The organism is Candidatus Methylomirabilota bacterium, assembly GCA_028870115.1.
Lineage (GTDB): Bacteria > Methylomirabilota > Methylomirabilia > Methylomirabilales > Methylomirabilaceae > Methylomirabilis.
Genome location: JAGWQH010000096.1, coordinates 17,901 through 33,231 on the forward strand (window position 1 = coordinate 17,901; position 15,331 = coordinate 33,231).

Annotated in this window: 16 protein-coding genes and 3 tRNA genes; 1 reads left to right on the top strand and 18 read right to left on the bottom strand. The window is 60.3% G+C overall.

What is annotated here, in order from left to right:
- Nucleotides 1-20 precede the first annotated feature (20 nt).
- The 3 genes from KGL31_10475 to KGL31_10485 form a co-directional block, all read right to left on the bottom strand.
- On the bottom strand, nt 21-2,735 hold the full coding sequence (locus KGL31_10475) for a valine--tRNA ligase (protein MDE2322321.1): 2,715 nt from the start codon (nt 2,733-2,735) through the stop codon (nt 21-23).
- A gap of 313 nt (nt 2,736-3,048) precedes the next feature.
- Nucleotides 3,049-3,348, bottom strand: coding sequence for an antibiotic biosynthesis monooxygenase (locus tag KGL31_10480; protein ID MDE2322322.1), 300 nt, complete (start codon nt 3,346-3,348; stop codon nt 3,049-3,051).
- 121 nt (nt 3,349-3,469) lie between these two features.
- On the bottom strand, nt 3,470-3,670 hold the full coding sequence (locus KGL31_10485; protein MDE2322323.1) for a DUF2283 domain-containing protein: 201 nt from the start codon (nt 3,668-3,670) through the stop codon (nt 3,470-3,472).
- Between the two features lie 346 nt (nt 3,671-4,016).
- Between KGL31_10485 and KGL31_10490 the strand changes: the two genes are divergently transcribed.
- Nucleotides 4,017-4,181: a type II toxin-antitoxin system prevent-host-death family antitoxin gene (locus KGL31_10490; GenBank protein ID MDE2322324.1), complete on the top strand. Its 165-nt coding sequence runs from the start codon at nt 4,017-4,019 to the stop codon at nt 4,179-4,181.
- Nucleotides 4,182-4,225: 44 nt separating this feature from the next.
- Here KGL31_10490 and KGL31_10495 read toward each other — a convergent pair whose 3' ends face one another.
- From KGL31_10495 to KGL31_10565, 15 genes are all read right to left on the bottom strand, one after another.
- Nucleotides 4,226-4,738, bottom strand: a complete 513-nt coding sequence (locus tag KGL31_10495; protein ID MDE2322325.1) for an O-acetyl-ADP-ribose deacetylase — start codon at nt 4,736-4,738, stop codon at nt 4,226-4,228.
- A 488-nt stretch (nt 4,739-5,226) separates the two neighbouring features.
- Entirely contained in the window at nt 5,227-5,454 is a 228-nt protein-coding gene (locus KGL31_10500) for a type II toxin-antitoxin system HicA family toxin (protein ID MDE2322326.1), read from the bottom strand.
- Nucleotides 5,454-5,663 carry a type II toxin-antitoxin system HicB family antitoxin gene (locus KGL31_10505; GenBank protein ID MDE2322327.1) on the bottom strand — a complete coding sequence of 70 codons (210 nt, stop codon included), beginning with the start codon at nt 5,661-5,663 and terminating at the stop codon, nt 5,454-5,456. The genes KGL31_10500 and KGL31_10505 overlap by 1 nt, the downstream gene beginning before the upstream one ends.
- Before the next feature lie 247 nt (nt 5,664-5,910).
- On the bottom strand, nt 5,911-6,939 hold the full coding sequence (locus KGL31_10510) for an IS630 family transposase (GenBank protein ID MDE2322328.1): 1,029 nt from the start codon (nt 6,937-6,939) through the stop codon (nt 5,911-5,913).
- Between the two features lie 259 nt (nt 6,940-7,198).
- A tRNA-Leu gene (locus tag KGL31_10515) sits at nt 7,199-7,285 on the bottom strand.
- A gap of 15 nt (nt 7,286-7,300) precedes the next feature.
- Complete coding sequence (locus KGL31_10520; GenBank protein MDE2322329.1) at nt 7,301-7,570, bottom strand: hypothetical protein; 270 nt, start codon at nt 7,568-7,570, stop codon at nt 7,301-7,303.
- 19 nt (nt 7,571-7,589) lie between these two features.
- Nucleotides 7,590-7,925, bottom strand: coding sequence for a periplasmic heavy metal sensor (locus tag KGL31_10525; GenBank protein MDE2322330.1), 336 nt, complete (start codon nt 7,923-7,925; stop codon nt 7,590-7,592).
- 115 nt (nt 7,926-8,040) lie between these two features.
- Nucleotides 8,041-8,116 (bottom strand) — tRNA-Cys (locus KGL31_10530).
- A 127-nt stretch (nt 8,117-8,243) separates the two neighbouring features.
- A tRNA-Gly gene (locus KGL31_10535) sits at nt 8,244-8,318 on the bottom strand.
- Between the two features lie 60 nt (nt 8,319-8,378).
- Nucleotides 8,379-9,443, bottom strand: coding sequence for a threonine synthase (locus KGL31_10540; protein MDE2322331.1), 1,065 nt, complete (start codon nt 9,441-9,443; stop codon nt 8,379-8,381).
- Nucleotides 9,444-9,450: 7 nt separating this feature from the next.
- Nucleotides 9,451-10,755: a homoserine dehydrogenase gene (locus KGL31_10545; protein ID MDE2322332.1), complete on the bottom strand. Its 1,305-nt coding sequence runs from the start codon at nt 10,753-10,755 to the stop codon at nt 9,451-9,453.
- A 17-nt stretch (nt 10,756-10,772) separates the two neighbouring features.
- Nucleotides 10,773-12,989 (bottom strand): phosphoribosylformylglycinamidine synthase subunit PurL, encoded by a 2,217-nt coding sequence (gene purL / locus KGL31_10550; GenBank protein MDE2322333.1) that lies wholly within the window; start codon nt 12,987-12,989, stop codon nt 10,773-10,775.
- A gap of 10 nt (nt 12,990-12,999) precedes the next feature.
- Entirely contained in the window at nt 13,000-13,722 is a 723-nt protein-coding gene (gene purQ / locus KGL31_10555) for a phosphoribosylformylglycinamidine synthase subunit PurQ (GenBank protein ID MDE2322334.1), read from the bottom strand.
- Nucleotides 13,719-13,973, bottom strand: coding sequence for a phosphoribosylformylglycinamidine synthase subunit PurS (gene purS, locus KGL31_10560; protein ID MDE2322335.1), 255 nt, complete (start codon nt 13,971-13,973; stop codon nt 13,719-13,721). The genes purQ and purS overlap by 4 nt, the downstream gene beginning before the upstream one ends.
- Before the next feature lie 60 nt (nt 13,974-14,033).
- On the bottom strand, nt 14,034-15,326 hold the full coding sequence (locus KGL31_10565; protein MDE2322336.1) for an adenylosuccinate lyase: 1,293 nt from the start codon (nt 15,324-15,326) through the stop codon (nt 14,034-14,036).
- Between the last annotated feature and the right edge of the window lie 5 nt (nt 15,327-15,331).

A 15,331-nucleotide genomic window follows, 5' to 3' on the forward strand; every position in this document is an offset into this window, starting at 1 on the left:
CTTTTTCTGCCCGCCTGTCGTTAGGCGGGCCGCAAGAGCTGTTCAATCCGTTCAAGATGCTGAAGTAGTTTGATCCTGGTATCCATGAGCCGGGCATGCCCGTCCCGCTCCTTGGCTACCACCTCCGCCGGCGCCTTCGCAACAAAATCGGCATTGCTCAATTTCTTGTTCACCCTTGCCAGCTCCTGTTCCACCTTTTCCAGCTCACGCCGCAGCTTCTGCTGTCGGGCTGCAAAGACCGACAGATCGTCCACCGGCAGGTGTACCTCAATACCGTTGACCAAGGCGACCGCACCCGGTGAAGGTCGATCCAGGTGTTGACCGAAGGCGACGTGCTCCGCGCGCGTCAGGACCGCAAGGTACGGCATAACCACGTCTATCGCCCTGTCGTCATGGTCGGAGGAGGTCCGAAGCACAAGCCGAATTGACTTCGAAGGAGCGATCTCCAGGTCCAAACGAAGGTCGCGGGTCGCCCGCGTCAGATCCATCAAGAGGCCCATCGAGGCTTCGGCATCTGGGGCTTCCCACGCCGGGTCGGCTTTAGGCCAGTGCTCCTGCATCAGGCTGGTCTCTCCACGATGCGGCAGTTGCGCCCAGATCTCTTCGGTAATAAACGGCATGAATGGATGCAACAGGCGCAGCGCGGTCTCCAGTCCCAGCAGCAACAGCGCGACCCCAGCTTGCCGCTGCTCTTCGCTCGTATCCGAGGTGAGGCGGGACTTGACGATCTCCAAATACCAGTCGCAGTACTCGTGCCAGACGAACTGATAGAGGGCTGACGCGGCCTCATTGAACCGATACTCCTGGAGCGCCCCCGTCACCGACCCGATGAGCGCGTGCAGACGATGGAGCAGCCACCGGTCCGCCAGATCGAGAGAGAGAGAATTCACGAGTGGGGGCGGGCCTTCGAGAAGCGGCAGGTAACGGGAGAGGAACTGATGGGCGTTCCACAGCTTGTTGCAGAAATGACGATACCCTTCGATCCGATCTTCCGAGAGCCGGATGTCGCGGCCATGGGCCGCAAGCGCGGCCAGCGTGAAGCGGAACGCATCGGCGCCATATTTGTCGATGATCTCGATGGGATCGATCACGTTCCCCTTCGACTTCGACATCTTCTGCCCCTCTGCGTCGCGTACTAGGGCATGGATATAGACCTCTCTGAACGGGACATCACCCATGAACTTGAGCCCCATCATCATCATCCTGGCGACCCAGAAGAAGATAATGTCAAAGCTCGTGACCAGCGTCGAGGTCGGATAGAACTGTCGGAGCAGTTCGGTCTGCTCCGGCCAGCCCATGGTGGAGAAAGGCCAGAGAGCCGACGAGAACCAGGTATCAAGGACATCGGGGTCTTGGATAAGCTGCCGGCTGCCGCATCTAGGGCAACCGGCAGGCTGTTCTACCGAGACGATCGGCTGTGCTTCCCTCTCACATTCAAGGCAGTACCAAGCCGGGATCTGATGGCCCCACCATAGTTGCCGCGAGATACACCAGTCCTTGATGTTCCGCATCCAGGCAAAGTAGGTATTCTCCCACTGCTGAGGGATAAACCTGGTCCTGCCCTCTTCCACCGCCCGGATGGCCGGCTCGGCCAGCGGACCCACCTTCACGAACCATTGCGTCGACAGGAACGGCTCCACCACGCTCCTGCACCGGTAACATTTCCCCAGCGCATGCCGGTGCGCCTCCACCTTCTCCAGTAATCCTTCGTACCGCAACCGATCCAGCACCAGTTCGCGCGCCACCGCAACCTCTTTCCACAGAATGTCCTTCAAAAGCGACGGATCTATTTGCGCTTTCTCTTCCGGATCGGCCGCGATCGTTCCCTTCCGGTCAAAAAGGGCGATCCGCTGTAGGCCGTGTCGCTCCCCGGCGTCAAAGTCGTTGAAGTCGTGAGCGGGGGTGATCTTCACCGCGCCGGTGCCGAACTCCCGATCTACGAGAATCGGATCGCCTACCACCGGAATAGTCCGCCCGGTAAGCGGGAGCCTTACCTGGCGGCCAATAAATCGATTGTAACGCGGGTCGTCCGGGTGGACCGCCACGGCGGTATCGCCCAGCATCGTCTCAGGACGGGTGGTGGCAACGATGAGTGCGGTCGCCGGATCATCCGCGAGAGGGTATCTGATATGGTACAGAAACCCGTTCGCCTCTTCGTGCTCCACCTCGATGTCTGAGAGCGCTGTCTGGCAGCGCGGGCACCAGTTGATCAGCCGCTCCCCGCGATAGATCAAACGATCGCGGAACAGACGGACGAACACCTCGCGGACCGCCTGCTGACGGGGTTCGTCCATGGTAAAACATTCCCGGTCCCAGTCGCAGGACGCCCCCAGCCGCTTGAGCTGGCGGACGATTGTCCCGCCCGATTCCTCCTTCCATTGCCAGACTCGCGCCACGAACCCTTCACGGCCGAGATCCTCTCGCCGGCGTCCCTCATCGGCAAGCTGTCGCTCGACGACGTTCTGCGTCGCAATACCCGCGTGGTCGGTGCCGGGCATCCAAAGGGCATTATATCCCTGCATCCGCCGCCATCGAATCAGGATATCCTGGAGCGTGTTATTCATGGCGTGGCCGATATGCAGGAAGCCGGTAATATTGGGCGGCGGGATCACGATGGCGTACGGCGGCTTCCGCGAGGACTCGTCGACGTGACTGGCGCCGGTCGCTTCCCAGACCTTGGCCCAACGCTCTTCAATTCCGTGAGGATCGTATCCGGTCTTCTTTTCGCGCGACATCTCAGATCCTGTTAGCGTGCCTCTTCCCTTCTCTCTCCAGCCTGTGCGTGTCCGCACGCAGGCAGACGGCATCATCGTTCGACAACGTAACACATCCTGGATAACAGATCAAGGCTGGTTCAGCTTCTCAAGAGTGAGGATTGGGGCGCGTTATTGCCAGCGACCAGCGGGAGCGCGACAATCTCACCGTCAAATCTCTCCTCGCCAGACGGATACCCTATGGGCGCCGCAAGAGCGCCTTTTCTATTCCCCTCGCCCCCCCCATCTTGGAGGAGAGGGTGCGGGTGAGGGGGAACTTACGGTAGCGTACTCGTTACACAACCACAGTATACCGGCGGATATCCGGATCGGCGGCAGCCAAATCCGGCAACTTCACACGAGCGCGTTGCAGGTGTGGCGACTGTAGGTGCGCATCAAGATCGCCTTCGCTTCGCCACTCTTCCACAAAAGTAAAATCTGTCGGATCGGTCTTATTTTGAAGCAACTCGTACGTCACGCAGCCAGGCTCCCTGCGCGTGGGCTCGACCAGGCCCTGCAGCAAGGTCCGGAGTTCTTCTACCTTTCCATGACGGGCAACAACTCGGGCCACCACTCGTACCCCTTGATTCGGCATTCCGACCACTCCTTTCTCGGCTGACCTTCACCAGCCCCGGCTCGAAGGCATCGCCGATGACGGCACGGTCACCAACGTAGGCCATCGGTCAGTTCGCCCGTAAGTTCGCCGTCCTCGCGCGTCAGAGCGCGACTTCCAGGGGTTTCTTACTTAGGGCGCTCACCTTGAGCACCGAGAAGCCGAGTAAGTTTCCCTCCGCGTCTATCTTTTCCATGACCTGATCATTCTCGGTTTCGTGAAAATAGCCCGGACGCTGGTCGAATATAACCTCCAGGTAGTCGCCTTCCGGGTCGTACCAGATCTTTACTTTCCTTTCGGCCATAACTGCTCTCCTTTCTTTACCTTGTCGGTCAGATACGCCGTAAGCACAAACGCGGTGACTGCGTGCACCTTAACGACCACACAGAGATACTTGTCTCCCACCATTGTACCCACATAGAGACGATAGTAAAATCTGGCCTGCTCGTCGCTCAGCGACTGAATCGCAGCCTAAGAATGTTGAAGCGTTTCCTCGATCGCCTTCTCCATGCCCGCCATTTCCGGATGCTCCAGGATGTAGACAAAACGTTCATCCGTAAGACGGTCGCAAGCTTCTGATAATCGCGCAAGATCGTCATTCCAGGTCTCGCGCGACGGTGGACTCGTTGTTATGCACAACGGGGGCATTCATGAAAAGCATCAGAGCGTATAAGGCGAAAACGCATCTGCCTGAGCTCTTAGAGCGTGTCGCCAAAGGAGAGAAGATCACGATCACCAAGTACGGCGTCCCGGTAGCCACATTGCAGCCTGCGAATACCGTGGAGCGCCGCCCTTGTATGGAATACCTCGCGTAGCGAGTACACTCCAGTACGGTCAGGCAATGTGCGCACACCGCACCTCAACTCTTATCAGCAAGTAACGCGGTGTATGTGGCAAGGTCAGCGGTAGAGAAGCAGACAAAGATCACCTCCTTCACCCTCTGATCGCTCGCAACGAAATCGCGAACCGTTTCCACAGCGACCTGCGCGGCCAACGCCTTCGGGTATCCATAGACGCCGGTACTGATACACGGAAAGGCCACTCTGGACAGCCCGGTATCGGCGGCCAGCCGTAACGATGTGGTATAGCAGGAGGCGAGCACCTCTTTCTCGCCGTGGGAACCCCCTCGCCATATCGGGCCGACGGTATGGATGACATATTTCGCAGGCAGTCGAAAGCCCTTTGTCATCTTTGCATCGCCGGAATGACATCCACCCAGCGAACGACACTCGGCCAACAATCCAGGCCCTGCCGCCCGGTGAATCGCGCCATCCACTCCACCCCCGCCCAGCAACGACGAATTCGCGGCGTTTACAATCGCATCGACAGCCAGCGTTGTAATATCGGCCTGTACTGCTCTGAGAATCGGCATCCTGACCTCCGTTGCTAAAAGAGGCCCCAACCAAGTAATCGAATGGTAATTCCAGGACGTGGGGGCGTCAAGCCGAAAGGAGCGAAGGGATTACTGGTGCCGTCATCAGAGGAGAAGCACAATGCCCAAGGTAGAGGTCGAATTCAACTGAGGGCGGCTTGCCGCGATCCTGGCTAGCTTGTCGGCTGGCGACCAGGAAACGCCCACAAAGCACGTTAAGAAGATGAGGACGTGGCTCAGGCTCTTCAGCGGGTGGAATCAAGAAGGACTATCCTTGTTGGTGCCGGGGGCGGGAGTCGAACCCGCATGAGCCGAAGCCCGCAGGATTTTAAGACCGCCTAACGGCTGGCCTGCAAATTCGCTACAGGCGCGGGTTTGTGAGGACAGACGCGGAGTTACCTGAGAAAAGCCTTGCGACTGAGTTGTACCATATGCGCCCATTTTTGATGCCGTACTAGCACCAGAACTGACACCAGGAATGGAGGAGATTACGAATCCTGAAGGAGCGACAGGAACTCATCCACCGTGATCCCGGCATACCGGATGAGCTTGCGGAGGGTTCCCCGATCCAGTTCGTTATGATCCGGGATGGAGAGATGGCGGCCGGATAGGTGATAGTAGATCATGTGAGAGCCTCGGTGGTGATCATACGCAAAGCCAAGCTTAGCAAACGCTTTCCCGGCTTCCCGCCCTGAGATGACCGGAAGCTTCGCCACTATGCCGGGACCGCGACCTCAACCACGTGCTCCTCGGGAATAGGGAGCCCGTGTTTTTGTCGAATGGCCACAATGCCCTGGATCGCCTCCCGAATGTTCGCCAGTGCTTCCTCGGCATTTCTCCCTTGGGAGATACACCCGGGCAAGGCCGGGCATTCAGCCACGATGTAGCCATCCTCTCCTTCTTCTAAAACCACGAGAAATTTCATAGGTTCCCAACCATGACGATTCTGCAACCTCGCTAGAAGAGCCGCTCTCCGAGCATTGACCGGTACTCGACTTCGGTGTAGGATTGCGACTGAAGCATACCATGTGCAACCAGATTTGACAAGTAACTCGCGCTGGAACTAGCCCCAGCGATTCGCCACGGTCTGGGTCTGCAGCCCGAAGAGCCGCTCCGAACGACCCTGGCGTTTTGAGATTCTTTTATTACGGGGAGCATAATATATCTTGCCGTCAGGCGGTCGCATACCGGACTGAATCTTTGTGAAAAGAGCGGCTGACAACATCGGGTTGGCGTTGACAACCACGGAGGAAGCCTCGCACGGTCGACACCAGTTCCGACGGGGACCCGGCACGTCGACGACCAACGACATTGCTTTTCACATCCTGGTTGAGCATCTCATCGGGATTGAGGTCGGGACTGTAGCTGGGCAGGCGGAACAGTTCGATCCTTGTGGCATGTGCGCGCACCCATCGCGTGACGCGTGCGGCCCGGTGCACCGGATGGCCGTCCACGATCAGGAACACCTTCTGTGGCACCTGACGGACCAATCGCGTGAGGAAGTTCAGGAACACCCGATCGTTAAACCGCTCACGAAAGACCATGAAGTTCAGGCGACCCCGGTTGGTGATGGCGGAGATCATGTTGCAGCCGAACCGCTGTCCCGTTCCAGGGATGACCGGCGTCTGCCCCCGGCGCCCGTACGACCGTCCCGCCACCTGGTCGGACCGCACCCCCATCTCGTCTCCCCAGTACAGCTCGGCGCCCTCTCGCGTTGCCCGCGACCGGATCGCCGGGTACTCCTCGTCCAGCCACCGGCGCACCTGTTCCGAATTCTGCTCAACGGCCCGACGCACCGGCTTCTGCGGGGTACACCCCCACTGCGCCAGATAGCGCCCCACCGTCCAGACCGACAGCTGGATGTCGAACCGATCCGTGATCAGGCGCCCCACGGCTTCCCGCGTCCACAGAGAGCACGGCAGTTTCAATTGGTCCGGCGTCCGATCCGTGATCGACCGGACGATCTGGGCCGCCTGCCAGGGACGCAGCGTGCCGCCCTTCGGACGTCCCCGCTGCTTGGCCTTGAGCGATCGAAGGCCCCCACGTTGATGCGCCTTGACCCAGAGCCCGACTGTCTGCCGGGGCACGCCGAAGATCCCAGCGACCTCGACCTGGGTATGTCCTGCCAGAACCGCTTTGACCGCCCGGATGCGAAGGCTTTCCTGGGCCGAAGGAGAGAGCGTGCGCGTGTCGATTTTCATGCATCACGCGTACACCATCCGTTACCGTAATGCAATATATATTATGCTCTGCGTAATAAGAGGATACCCGCTTAAGTAACACGGGGGGCGGAAAATACGGCAAGGGTGGATTGGATAGTGAGAAAGTCGGAGAAACAAATATCAGATCCTACTCTGGACTCTTGGAATACAGCGGGTGCGGAATGCTATTACAACGGGCACAATTCGGGAGAGAAAGAGTTTATGAATCGAGGGAGGGTGAGATAAGCACCGGAATAAATGGTGCCGGGGGCGGGAGTCGAACCCGCATGAGCCGAAGCCCGCAGGATTTTAAGTCCCGAGCGTCTCCCAGTTCCGCCACCCCGGCAAGGTCTTACTCGCGCTACTCGGACTGGCGACGGCGCAGCTTTTCTTTCAGCTCGTCCGGTGCTTTCGTAACCACGATATTCCCGGACCGGACGACATAGACCGGCTGATCCGCCTGGGTATCGAATTGGTCCGTGCGGATGATCTCAGTGACCACCAGCTTCACACGGATCCGGCTTCCGTCCTCGGTTTCGTACTCGTTCCACTCCTCGCGCATCGTCCGGAAATCGAGGTCGACCCCGCCAACAGTCTCAGTGCCAAGTTGAACCTTGGTACGCTTCGCCATGCGCCATCCCCTTCTTTCGTTATAGTCCGCCGCGAACCAGCGGCTGAAGCTTCCTCCACTGCTCCGGTGTCAGTATTGCCTTCCCCTTCTCGATGGTCCTGATCCGACCCACACGGAGATCAGTCCGAAGTGCCTCTATCTTCCGCATCCTGGCCTCCACCTGCGCCAGGTCGATCGGCTCTCTGCTGAACAATCGCTGCAGCTCCTGTTCCATTCGTTGAAGCTCTGCGGCCTGCAGCTCGGCCTGTCGCTGGAAATCGCTGCGAAGACGGTCTAAAGCCTGGATCTGTGCAGGCGTGAGCGAGAGATCTCGGGCGTGCCACAGCATCAGGGTGATGAGGGGGAGTTGCTCCATGGGGCCTGGACGGCCTAGTGGTTCGCCCTCGAACGGGGTAGGCGGCTGAATCGACGTACAACCGATGACGGTTGTCAGTGACAGGATAACAGCCCACAACAAGTGTCGGATCGAGTGGAGGCGGCGGGCGGACTCGAACCGCCGAATAAAGGTTTTGCAGACCTCTGCCTTAGCCACTTGGCTACGCCGCCGCAAGACAGGCAATGATGACGTGATCCAGCAATTGAGCCAGCAGGAAATCATAGGTGGGTACGGCCTTGGGCAACATACCGATTACATTATGTATTTGTTTGATAACGGTTTCCCAGGTCGCAAGGTTGGAGCGGGAAACGGGATTTGAACCCGCGACCCTCGCCTTGGCAAGGCGATGCTCTACCGCTGAGCTATTCCCGCATCCGCAAAAAGACTATAGCGTCGGCGGTCCTCGCTGTCAAACGAAATTCGATGGGCCGGCTAGACCGATAGAAGCTTCTGCACAGCCTCGGGATCGGCCTTTACCGTGACAGGCTGCTGCGAGAGACGGATCGCAGCATCGGGTTCTTTCAGGCCGTGCCCGGTGAGCACGCACACCACAACCGCATCCTTCGGGAGACGATTCGACCGGCAATATTTGATGAGCCCGGCCACCGACGCCGCCGAGGCCAACTCGCAGAAGACCCCTTCCACAGAGGCCAAGAGACGATACGCGTCGGTGATCTCGCTGTCAGAAACCATATCAATCCGTCCGCCGGACTCGGCAGCAGCAGCTACCGCCCCATGCCAGCTTGCCGGGTTGCCGATCCGGATGGCTGTGGCGACGGTCTCCGGCTGCTCGACCACCTTCCCCAGGACGATCGGCGCCGCGCCTTCCGCCTGCCATCCCATCATCTTTGGTAGCGAGGTGATCTGTCCGGCCTTGAAATATTCCTGATACCCCTTCCAGTACGCGGTGATATTACCCGCGTTGCCAACCGGTGTAAAGTGGTAGTCCGGGCTCCGCCCGAGCCGCTCGCAAACCTCAAAGGCGGCGCTCTTCTGTCCCTCGATCCGATACGGGTTCACGGAGTTGACCAACACAATGGGCTGATCTGCAGCGATCCGCCTCACGATCTGCAGGGCTTGGTCGAAGTTGCCCTCGATCTGCAGCACCTGCGCACCATGGATCATCGCCTGAGCCAGCTTGCCCAGCGCGATCTTCCCCTCAGGGATCAGCACAAAGGCGCGCAGTCCTGCTCGAGCCGCGTATGCCGCGGCAGAGGCCGAGGTATTCCCGGTCGAGGCGCAGATGACGGCCCTGGCCCCTTCCTCCACCGCCTTGCTGATGGCGAGAGTCATCCCTCTGTCCTTGAAGGAGCCGGTTGGATTGAGCCCCTCATACTTCAAATATATCTCTGCCTCAATCTTAAGCGCAGCTTGGAGCCGTTCGGCGCGCACGAGCGGTGTATTTCCCTCGCCCAGGGTGACGACCGGCGTTCGATCGGTCACAGGCAAAAACGCCCGGTACTGCTCGATAATCCCCTTCCAGCTCATCGTCTTCATAGTTGGCTCAATCGGTGACTCCCTCGACCCTGAGGCACACGGTCTCTTCACTCACCACATCGAGTTGGTCGATGGCGCGAAGCGACCGTTGCATATCGCCCTCTACCGCCTCATGGGTCAACATGACAATCGGCACAGCGCTCTGTTCATGACGTCCTTTTTGGATGACGGAGACGATGCTGATGTTATTGCTGCCCAGGATTCCGGTGACCCTCGATAGGACCCCTGGCTTGTCGATCGCCATGATCCTGAGATAGTAACAGGAGCGAACGGCCGCCATCTCCTTGACCTCGGCCTCCGCCTCCGAGATCTGCGGAGGCGGAACACCCCTTGCGCCAGGATCGTGCAGCAGGCCTCTGGCGATCTCGGCGATGTCGCTGACGACGGCAGAAGCGGTCGGCATCTGGCCTGCCCCGCGCCCGTAGAACATCAGCGAGCCCACGGCATCGCCGACGACATAGACGGCGTTGTGAACGCCACCGACCGACGCCAACAGGTCATCCTCTGGGATGAGCGCCGGATGTACCCTCGCCTCCAACTCGCCATTCAGCTGCTTGGCGATCGCCAACAGCTTGATCCGATATCCCAACTCGCGCGCGTATTCGATGTCGGAGGCATCGATCTGCCGGATCCCCTCGACGTACATCCTGTTGAGGGGCACATAGGCCCCGAACGCCAGCGTCGCCAGAATCTGCAGCTTGTGTGCGGAGTCGATCCCGTCCACGTCCAAAGACGGATTCGCCTCGGCATAGCCGTGGACTTGGGCCTCGGCCAACACCTCAGCAAACGGCCTCTTGCTGTCCGTCATCGTCGTGAGGATGTAATTACAGGTGCCGTTCACGATGCCGACGATCGAACGGACCCGATCGGCGACCAGCCCCTCCTTCATAGCCCGGATCAGCGGAATACCGCCGCAGACGCTGGCCTCAAACCCGATCGATACCCGGCGTGCCGCTGCAGTCCGATACAGTTCAAGCCCGTGGGTAGACAACAACGCCTTATTGGCCGTCACCAGATGCTTACCCCTGGCCAGCGCCTCCCGGCAAAACCTGAGCGCGACATCACAGCCCCCGATCAACTCCACAATGATGTCGATGGCGGGGTCTTCCAGCACGGCCATCGCATCGGTGGTCAGTATGGTCGGGTCCACGTCAACGTTTCGCCGTCGTTGGATATCGGTATCGGCGATCCGACGGATGACGACCTGCCCGCCGAGCCGTTGCTCCAGGAGGGCCCTGTTTTCCTGAATCAGCTTCACCACCCCGGAGCCTACGGTCCCGAACCCCAAGATACCGATCTGTACCGATTTCATCGTACCTCGCTCCTGCCTTACGCGCCCAGTGCCGGCGCCAACCCGCCTCGCCAGGCGGCCTCGACCTCTGCCAGAGAAAGTTCAACCCCGCATGCCGGGGCGCGAAGCTTCAATCTGGTCCCCCCGACCGTTCCAAGACGCGCCACAGGGACCTGGTACGCCGCTGCGATCTTCTCCAGTCTCGGCCAGTCGGACGGCTTGAGGGACACGACGATCCGGGATTGTGATTCCCCGAAGAGCAACGCATCGGGGCGAATCGCGTCCGTCAGTTGAACATCGACACCGATCGGCGTCGCCCCCAGGCACGACTCCGCCAGCGCAACGGCCAGCCCGCCCTCCGAGCAGTCATGCGCCGAACTGATGATCCCCGCTCGAATCGCCTCGCGACAGGCGCGCTGCACGGCCTGCTCCCTGGCCAGGTCCAACGAGGGGGGCGCGCCTTGAACCAACCCGAACCGGATCGCCAGGTATTCGCTCGCCCCCAGCTCTTCCCGCGTCTCGCCCAACAGCACCACCAGATCCCCTTCAGCCTTGAACCACTGGCCTGTCGCGTAGCTCACATCGTCCAGGAGGCCGACCATCCCGATCATGGGCGTAGGAAAGATCGCCTGTCCAGATGTCTCATTGTATAAGCTCACGTTACCGCCGGTGACGGGGGTCTGCAAGGCCCGGCAGGCCTCGCCGATTCCTTTGACCGCCTCAACGAACTGCCACATGATCTCCGGGCGCTCCGGATTGCCGAAGTTCAGGCAGTTGGTGATGGCGAGCGGCTCGCCGCCGGCGCAGACGACGTTTCTGGCTGCCTCGGCGACGGCGATCATGGCTCCCCGATAGGGATCCACCGTGCAGTAGCGGTCATTGCCGTCAACGGAAAGCGCAATGGCGCGTGTGCCTCCGGCCAGTCGCAGGACGACGGCGTCCGATCCCGGCCCGACAATCGTGCCCAGGAACAGCATGTGGTCATAGCGCTCCCAGATCCGTTCCTTGCAGCAGAGGTTTGGCGACCGCAACAGCTCCAACAGGACAGCCGAATAGTCGTCAGGGAGTGGGAGGCGATCCAGGTCGAGCCGTTGCCACGCATCGGCCTCGACGGGACGGAGGCTCGGCCGGTGATACGCGGGCGCCTCGGATGCCAGGGCGTCGGCCGGAATCTCTGCCACCGGCCTACCATGGTCCAGGACCCGCAGCAACTCCCCCTCGGTTACCCGCCCGATGACAGCCGCATCGAGATCCCACTTCTCAAAGGCGGTTCGAACCCGCTCCTCGCTTCCCGCTTTTGCGACCACGAGCATCCGCTCCTGCGACTCCGAGAGCATCAGCTCGTAGGCCGTCATTCCCGGTTCTCGCCGGGGGACGTGGGCGAGGTCAATCTCGATCCCGGTACCGCCGCGGCTCGCCATCTCGGCGGTCGCGCAGGTCAATCCCGCCGCCCCCATATCCTGGACCGCAACCAAGTCGTCCCCCTCCATCAACTCCAGGCAGGCCTCGATCAACAACTTTTCGCGAAAGGGGTCACCAACCTGGACGGTCGGCCTTCTCGCCTCGGCTCCCTCATCGAAGACGCCGGAGGCCATCGTGGCGCCATGGATCCCGTCGCGTCCGGTCTTGGCCCCAACGTAGATCACCGGGTTCCCAATTCCACCGGCCCCGGAAAAGAACAGCCGATCTTTCCGCGCGATCCCGACGCACAGCACGTTCACCAGCGGGTTGCCGCTATACGGCTCGGCGAAGCACGCCTCTCCGCCCACGGTCGGCACGCCCACCGCATTCCCGTACCCGGCAATGCCGGCCACCACACGGCCGAACAGGTAGCGGTTCTTCGGATCGGTCAGCGGTCCGAAGCGGAGCGAATCACAGAGCGCAATCGGCCGCGCCCCCATAGTGAAGATATCCCGGATAATTCCCCCTACGCCTGTGGCTGCTCCCTGGTACGGCTCGATAAAGGACGGGTGGTTATGGCTTTCCATCTTGAAGACCAGCGCCAGCCCGTCCCCGATGTCAAGGACACCCGCGTTCTCCCCCGGCCCCTGAAGGATGCGCGGCCCTTCCGTCGGCAGCGTCGCCAGATGCACCCGCGAGCTTTTGTAGCTGCAGTGTTCCGACCACATCGCACCGAACATCCCCAACTCGACTAGGTTCGGTTCACGACCGATGGTGGCTATGATCCTGTCGTACTCGTCGGTCGTCAGGCCGTGTGACGCGATCAGATCCGGGGAGACAGCCGATACGGTCATAGTCCAAGCCTCAGGCCCTGTCCCCGCATGTCGTGAGCGGGGAGCGGACGAAGCTGTCAAGGATCGACGCGAACATCAGGCCGCCATCTTCAGAGCCCAGGATCGGTTCGGCGGCCCGCTCCGGATGCGGCATCAATCCGAGAACATTGCGGCGTTCGTTGCAGATGCCGGCGATAGAATCCAGCGACCCGTTCGGGTTCGCATCGTCCGCGAGCGCCCCCGTCGCATCACAGTAGCGAAAGATAACCTGATCACCGTCCACCAGCCTTTTCCACCCCACCTGGTCGATATAGTATCGCCCGTCGCCGTGCGAAATCGGCATCCGCACCACCTGTCCCGGTTGCATGGCAGACGTAAAGGGAGTCTGCCGGCTCTCCGTCCTCAGGTGGACCCATCGACACCGGTAGTGCAGGCAATCGTTAGGCAACAGCGCGCCCGGCAGCAGTCCCGCCTCGGTTAAGATTTGAAACCCGTTGCAACTGCCAAGGACCGGGCCGCCTGCGTCCGCAAAGGCCGCCACTGCGCCCATGACAGGGGACAGTCGCGCGATGGCACCCGACCGCAGATAGTCACCATGCGCGAATCCGCCCGGGAGGATCACGCAATCCACACCGTGAAGATTGGCCTCCTTATGCCAGAGGTAGCAGGCCTCCTCCTTCAGGACGTTCACAATAACATGGTGGAAGTCCTGGTGACTCCAGGAGCCGGGAAAGACCACAATGCCGAATTTCATCCGGTGGCCCCCTCCAACTCGAAGCAGTAGTCTTCAATCACCGGATTGGCGAGCAGCCGCCTGCACATCTCATCAACCTGCGCAGTCGCCTGCTCCTTCGTGAGACTGTTCAGCGTCAGCACCATGAACTTTCCGACCCGTACGTCCGCCAGCCCCTTAAACCCCAGCGTCTCAAGGGCCGATCGTACCGTGTCTCCCTGGGCGTCGAGGACACCAGGCTTCAAGGTCACATAAATCTTCGCAGTCAACATCTTTGAGTTTTCAGTTTTTAGTCTTGAGTGTTCAGTTTCGAGTAGTAATGTCTAACGTCGTTAGAGACCTACACGCGCAAAGATGTCATCCAGATGTCGCAGATGATAGCCCAGGTCAAAGCAGCTTTCAACCTCGTCAGGCGAGAGATGCCGGCAAATCTCCGGGTCGGCCAGCAGAAGCGGCTTGAACGGTTCACCCGACTCCCACGCCCGCATGGCGTGCCGCTGCACCAGCCGGTAGCCTTCTTCCCTGGTAAGCCCCTTGCCAACCAGCGCGAGTAACACGGCCTCAGAAAACACCAGCCCCCCCGTCATCTCCAGGTTGCGACGCATTCGATCCGGATAGACCCGCAGTCCCTCAAGAACCTCTCGGAACCGGACCAGAAGGTAGTCAAGCAGGATGGTCGCATCGGGCAGAATCACCCGTTCCACGGATGAGTGGCTGATGTCGCGCTCGTGCCATAACGGCACGTTCTCCAGGCCAGACTGGGCGTAACTTCTCAGCAATCTCGCTAGTCCGGACACCTGTTCACAGGCAACCGGGTTCCGCTTGTGAGGCATGGCTGAAGAACCCTTCTGTCCTTCGACAAACGGCTCCTCGACCTCACGCACCTCAGTCCGCTGCAGGTGGCGGATCTCCGTGGCGAACTTATCGAGAGAGGTTCCGATCAGGGCGAGCGTGAGCACAAATTCAGCGTGTCGATCCCTGGAGAGAATCTGGCTGGAGATCGGCGCCGGCTTCAGCCCGAGCCGGGCGCAGACATGCTGCTCCACAAACAGCGGCAGGTGGGCGAAGGTCCCGACGGCGCCGGAGAGCTTGCCGTACGCAACGGTCTCCCTGGCCCGGCGGAGGCGATCAAGATTGCGCTCCACTTCGCAATACCAGAGCGCCAGCTTCAAACCAAAGGTTGTTGGCTCGGCATGGATCCCATGCGTCCGCCCGATCATCATCGTATGCTTATGGCGTCTGGCGAGGCCGGCGAGCGTTTGAGAGAGCGCCTCCAGGTCTTCCAGCAGAATGCCGGCAGCCTGCTGAAGTTGCACCGCGAGAGCCGTGTCGACGACATCATAGGACGTCAGCCCGAAATGAAGGTAGCGCGCCTCCGGGCCGACCCGCTCCGCCACCGCCGAGACAAAGGCGATGACATCGTGGCGAACTTCCCTTTCGATCTCCTGGATGCGGTTAAGGTCGAAGCCGGCCCGCTCCTGGATGACAGCTAACGCCTCGCGCGGAACGACGCCCAGCTCGGTCCACGCCTCGCACGCCAACAGCTCGATCCGTAACCAGGCGGCGTAGCGGTTCTGCGGTTCCCATACAGAGACCATCCGGGGAAGCGTATAGCGTGGGATCATCGGGA

Coding starts and splice junctions, on each gene's coding strand:
- KGL31_10475 (MDE2322321.1), bottom strand. CDS start 2,735: ATGTCGCGCGAAAAGAAGACCGGATACGATCCTCACGGAATTGAAGAG.
- KGL31_10480 (MDE2322322.1), bottom strand. CDS start 3,348: ATGCCGAATCAAGGGGTACGAGTGGTGGCCCGAGTTGTTGCCCGTCAT.
- KGL31_10485 (MDE2322323.1), bottom strand. CDS start 3,670: ATGGCCGAAAGGAAAGTAAAGATCTGGTACGACCCGGAAGGCGACTAC.
- KGL31_10490 (MDE2322324.1), top strand. CDS start 4,017: ATGAAAAGCATCAGAGCGTATAAGGCGAAAACGCATCTGCCTGAGCTC.
- KGL31_10495 (MDE2322325.1), bottom strand. CDS start 4,738: ATGCCGATTCTCAGAGCAGTACAGGCCGATATTACAACGCTGGCTGTC.
- KGL31_10505 (MDE2322327.1), bottom strand. CDS start 5,663: ATGAAATTTCTCGTGGTTTTAGAAGAAGGAGAGGATGGCTACATCGTG.
- KGL31_10510 (MDE2322328.1), bottom strand. CDS start 6,939: ATGAAAATCGACACGCGCACGCTCTCTCCTTCGGCCCAGGAAAGCCTT.
- KGL31_10520 (MDE2322329.1), bottom strand. CDS start 7,570: ATGGCGAAGCGTACCAAGGTTCAACTTGGCACTGAGACTGTTGGCGGG.
- KGL31_10525 (MDE2322330.1), bottom strand. CDS start 7,925: ATGGAGCAACTCCCCCTCATCACCCTGATGCTGTGGCACGCCCGAGAT.
- KGL31_10540 (MDE2322331.1), bottom strand. CDS start 9,443: ATGAAGACGATGAGCTGGAAGGGGATTATCGAGCAGTACCGGGCGTTT.
- KGL31_10545 (MDE2322332.1), bottom strand. CDS start 10,755: ATGAAATCGGTACAGATCGGTATCTTGGGGTTCGGGACCGTAGGCTCC.
- purL (MDE2322333.1), bottom strand. CDS start 12,989: ATGACCGTATCGGCTGTCTCCCCGGATCTGATCGCGTCACACGGCCTG.
- purQ (MDE2322334.1), bottom strand. CDS start 13,722: ATGAAATTCGGCATTGTGGTCTTTCCCGGCTCCTGGAGTCACCAGGAC.
- purS (MDE2322335.1), bottom strand. CDS start 13,973: ATGTTGACTGCGAAGATTTATGTGACCTTGAAGCCTGGTGTCCTCGAC.
- KGL31_10565 (MDE2322336.1), bottom strand. CDS start 15,326: ATGATCCCACGCTATACGCTTCCCCGGATGGTCTCTGTATGGGAACCG.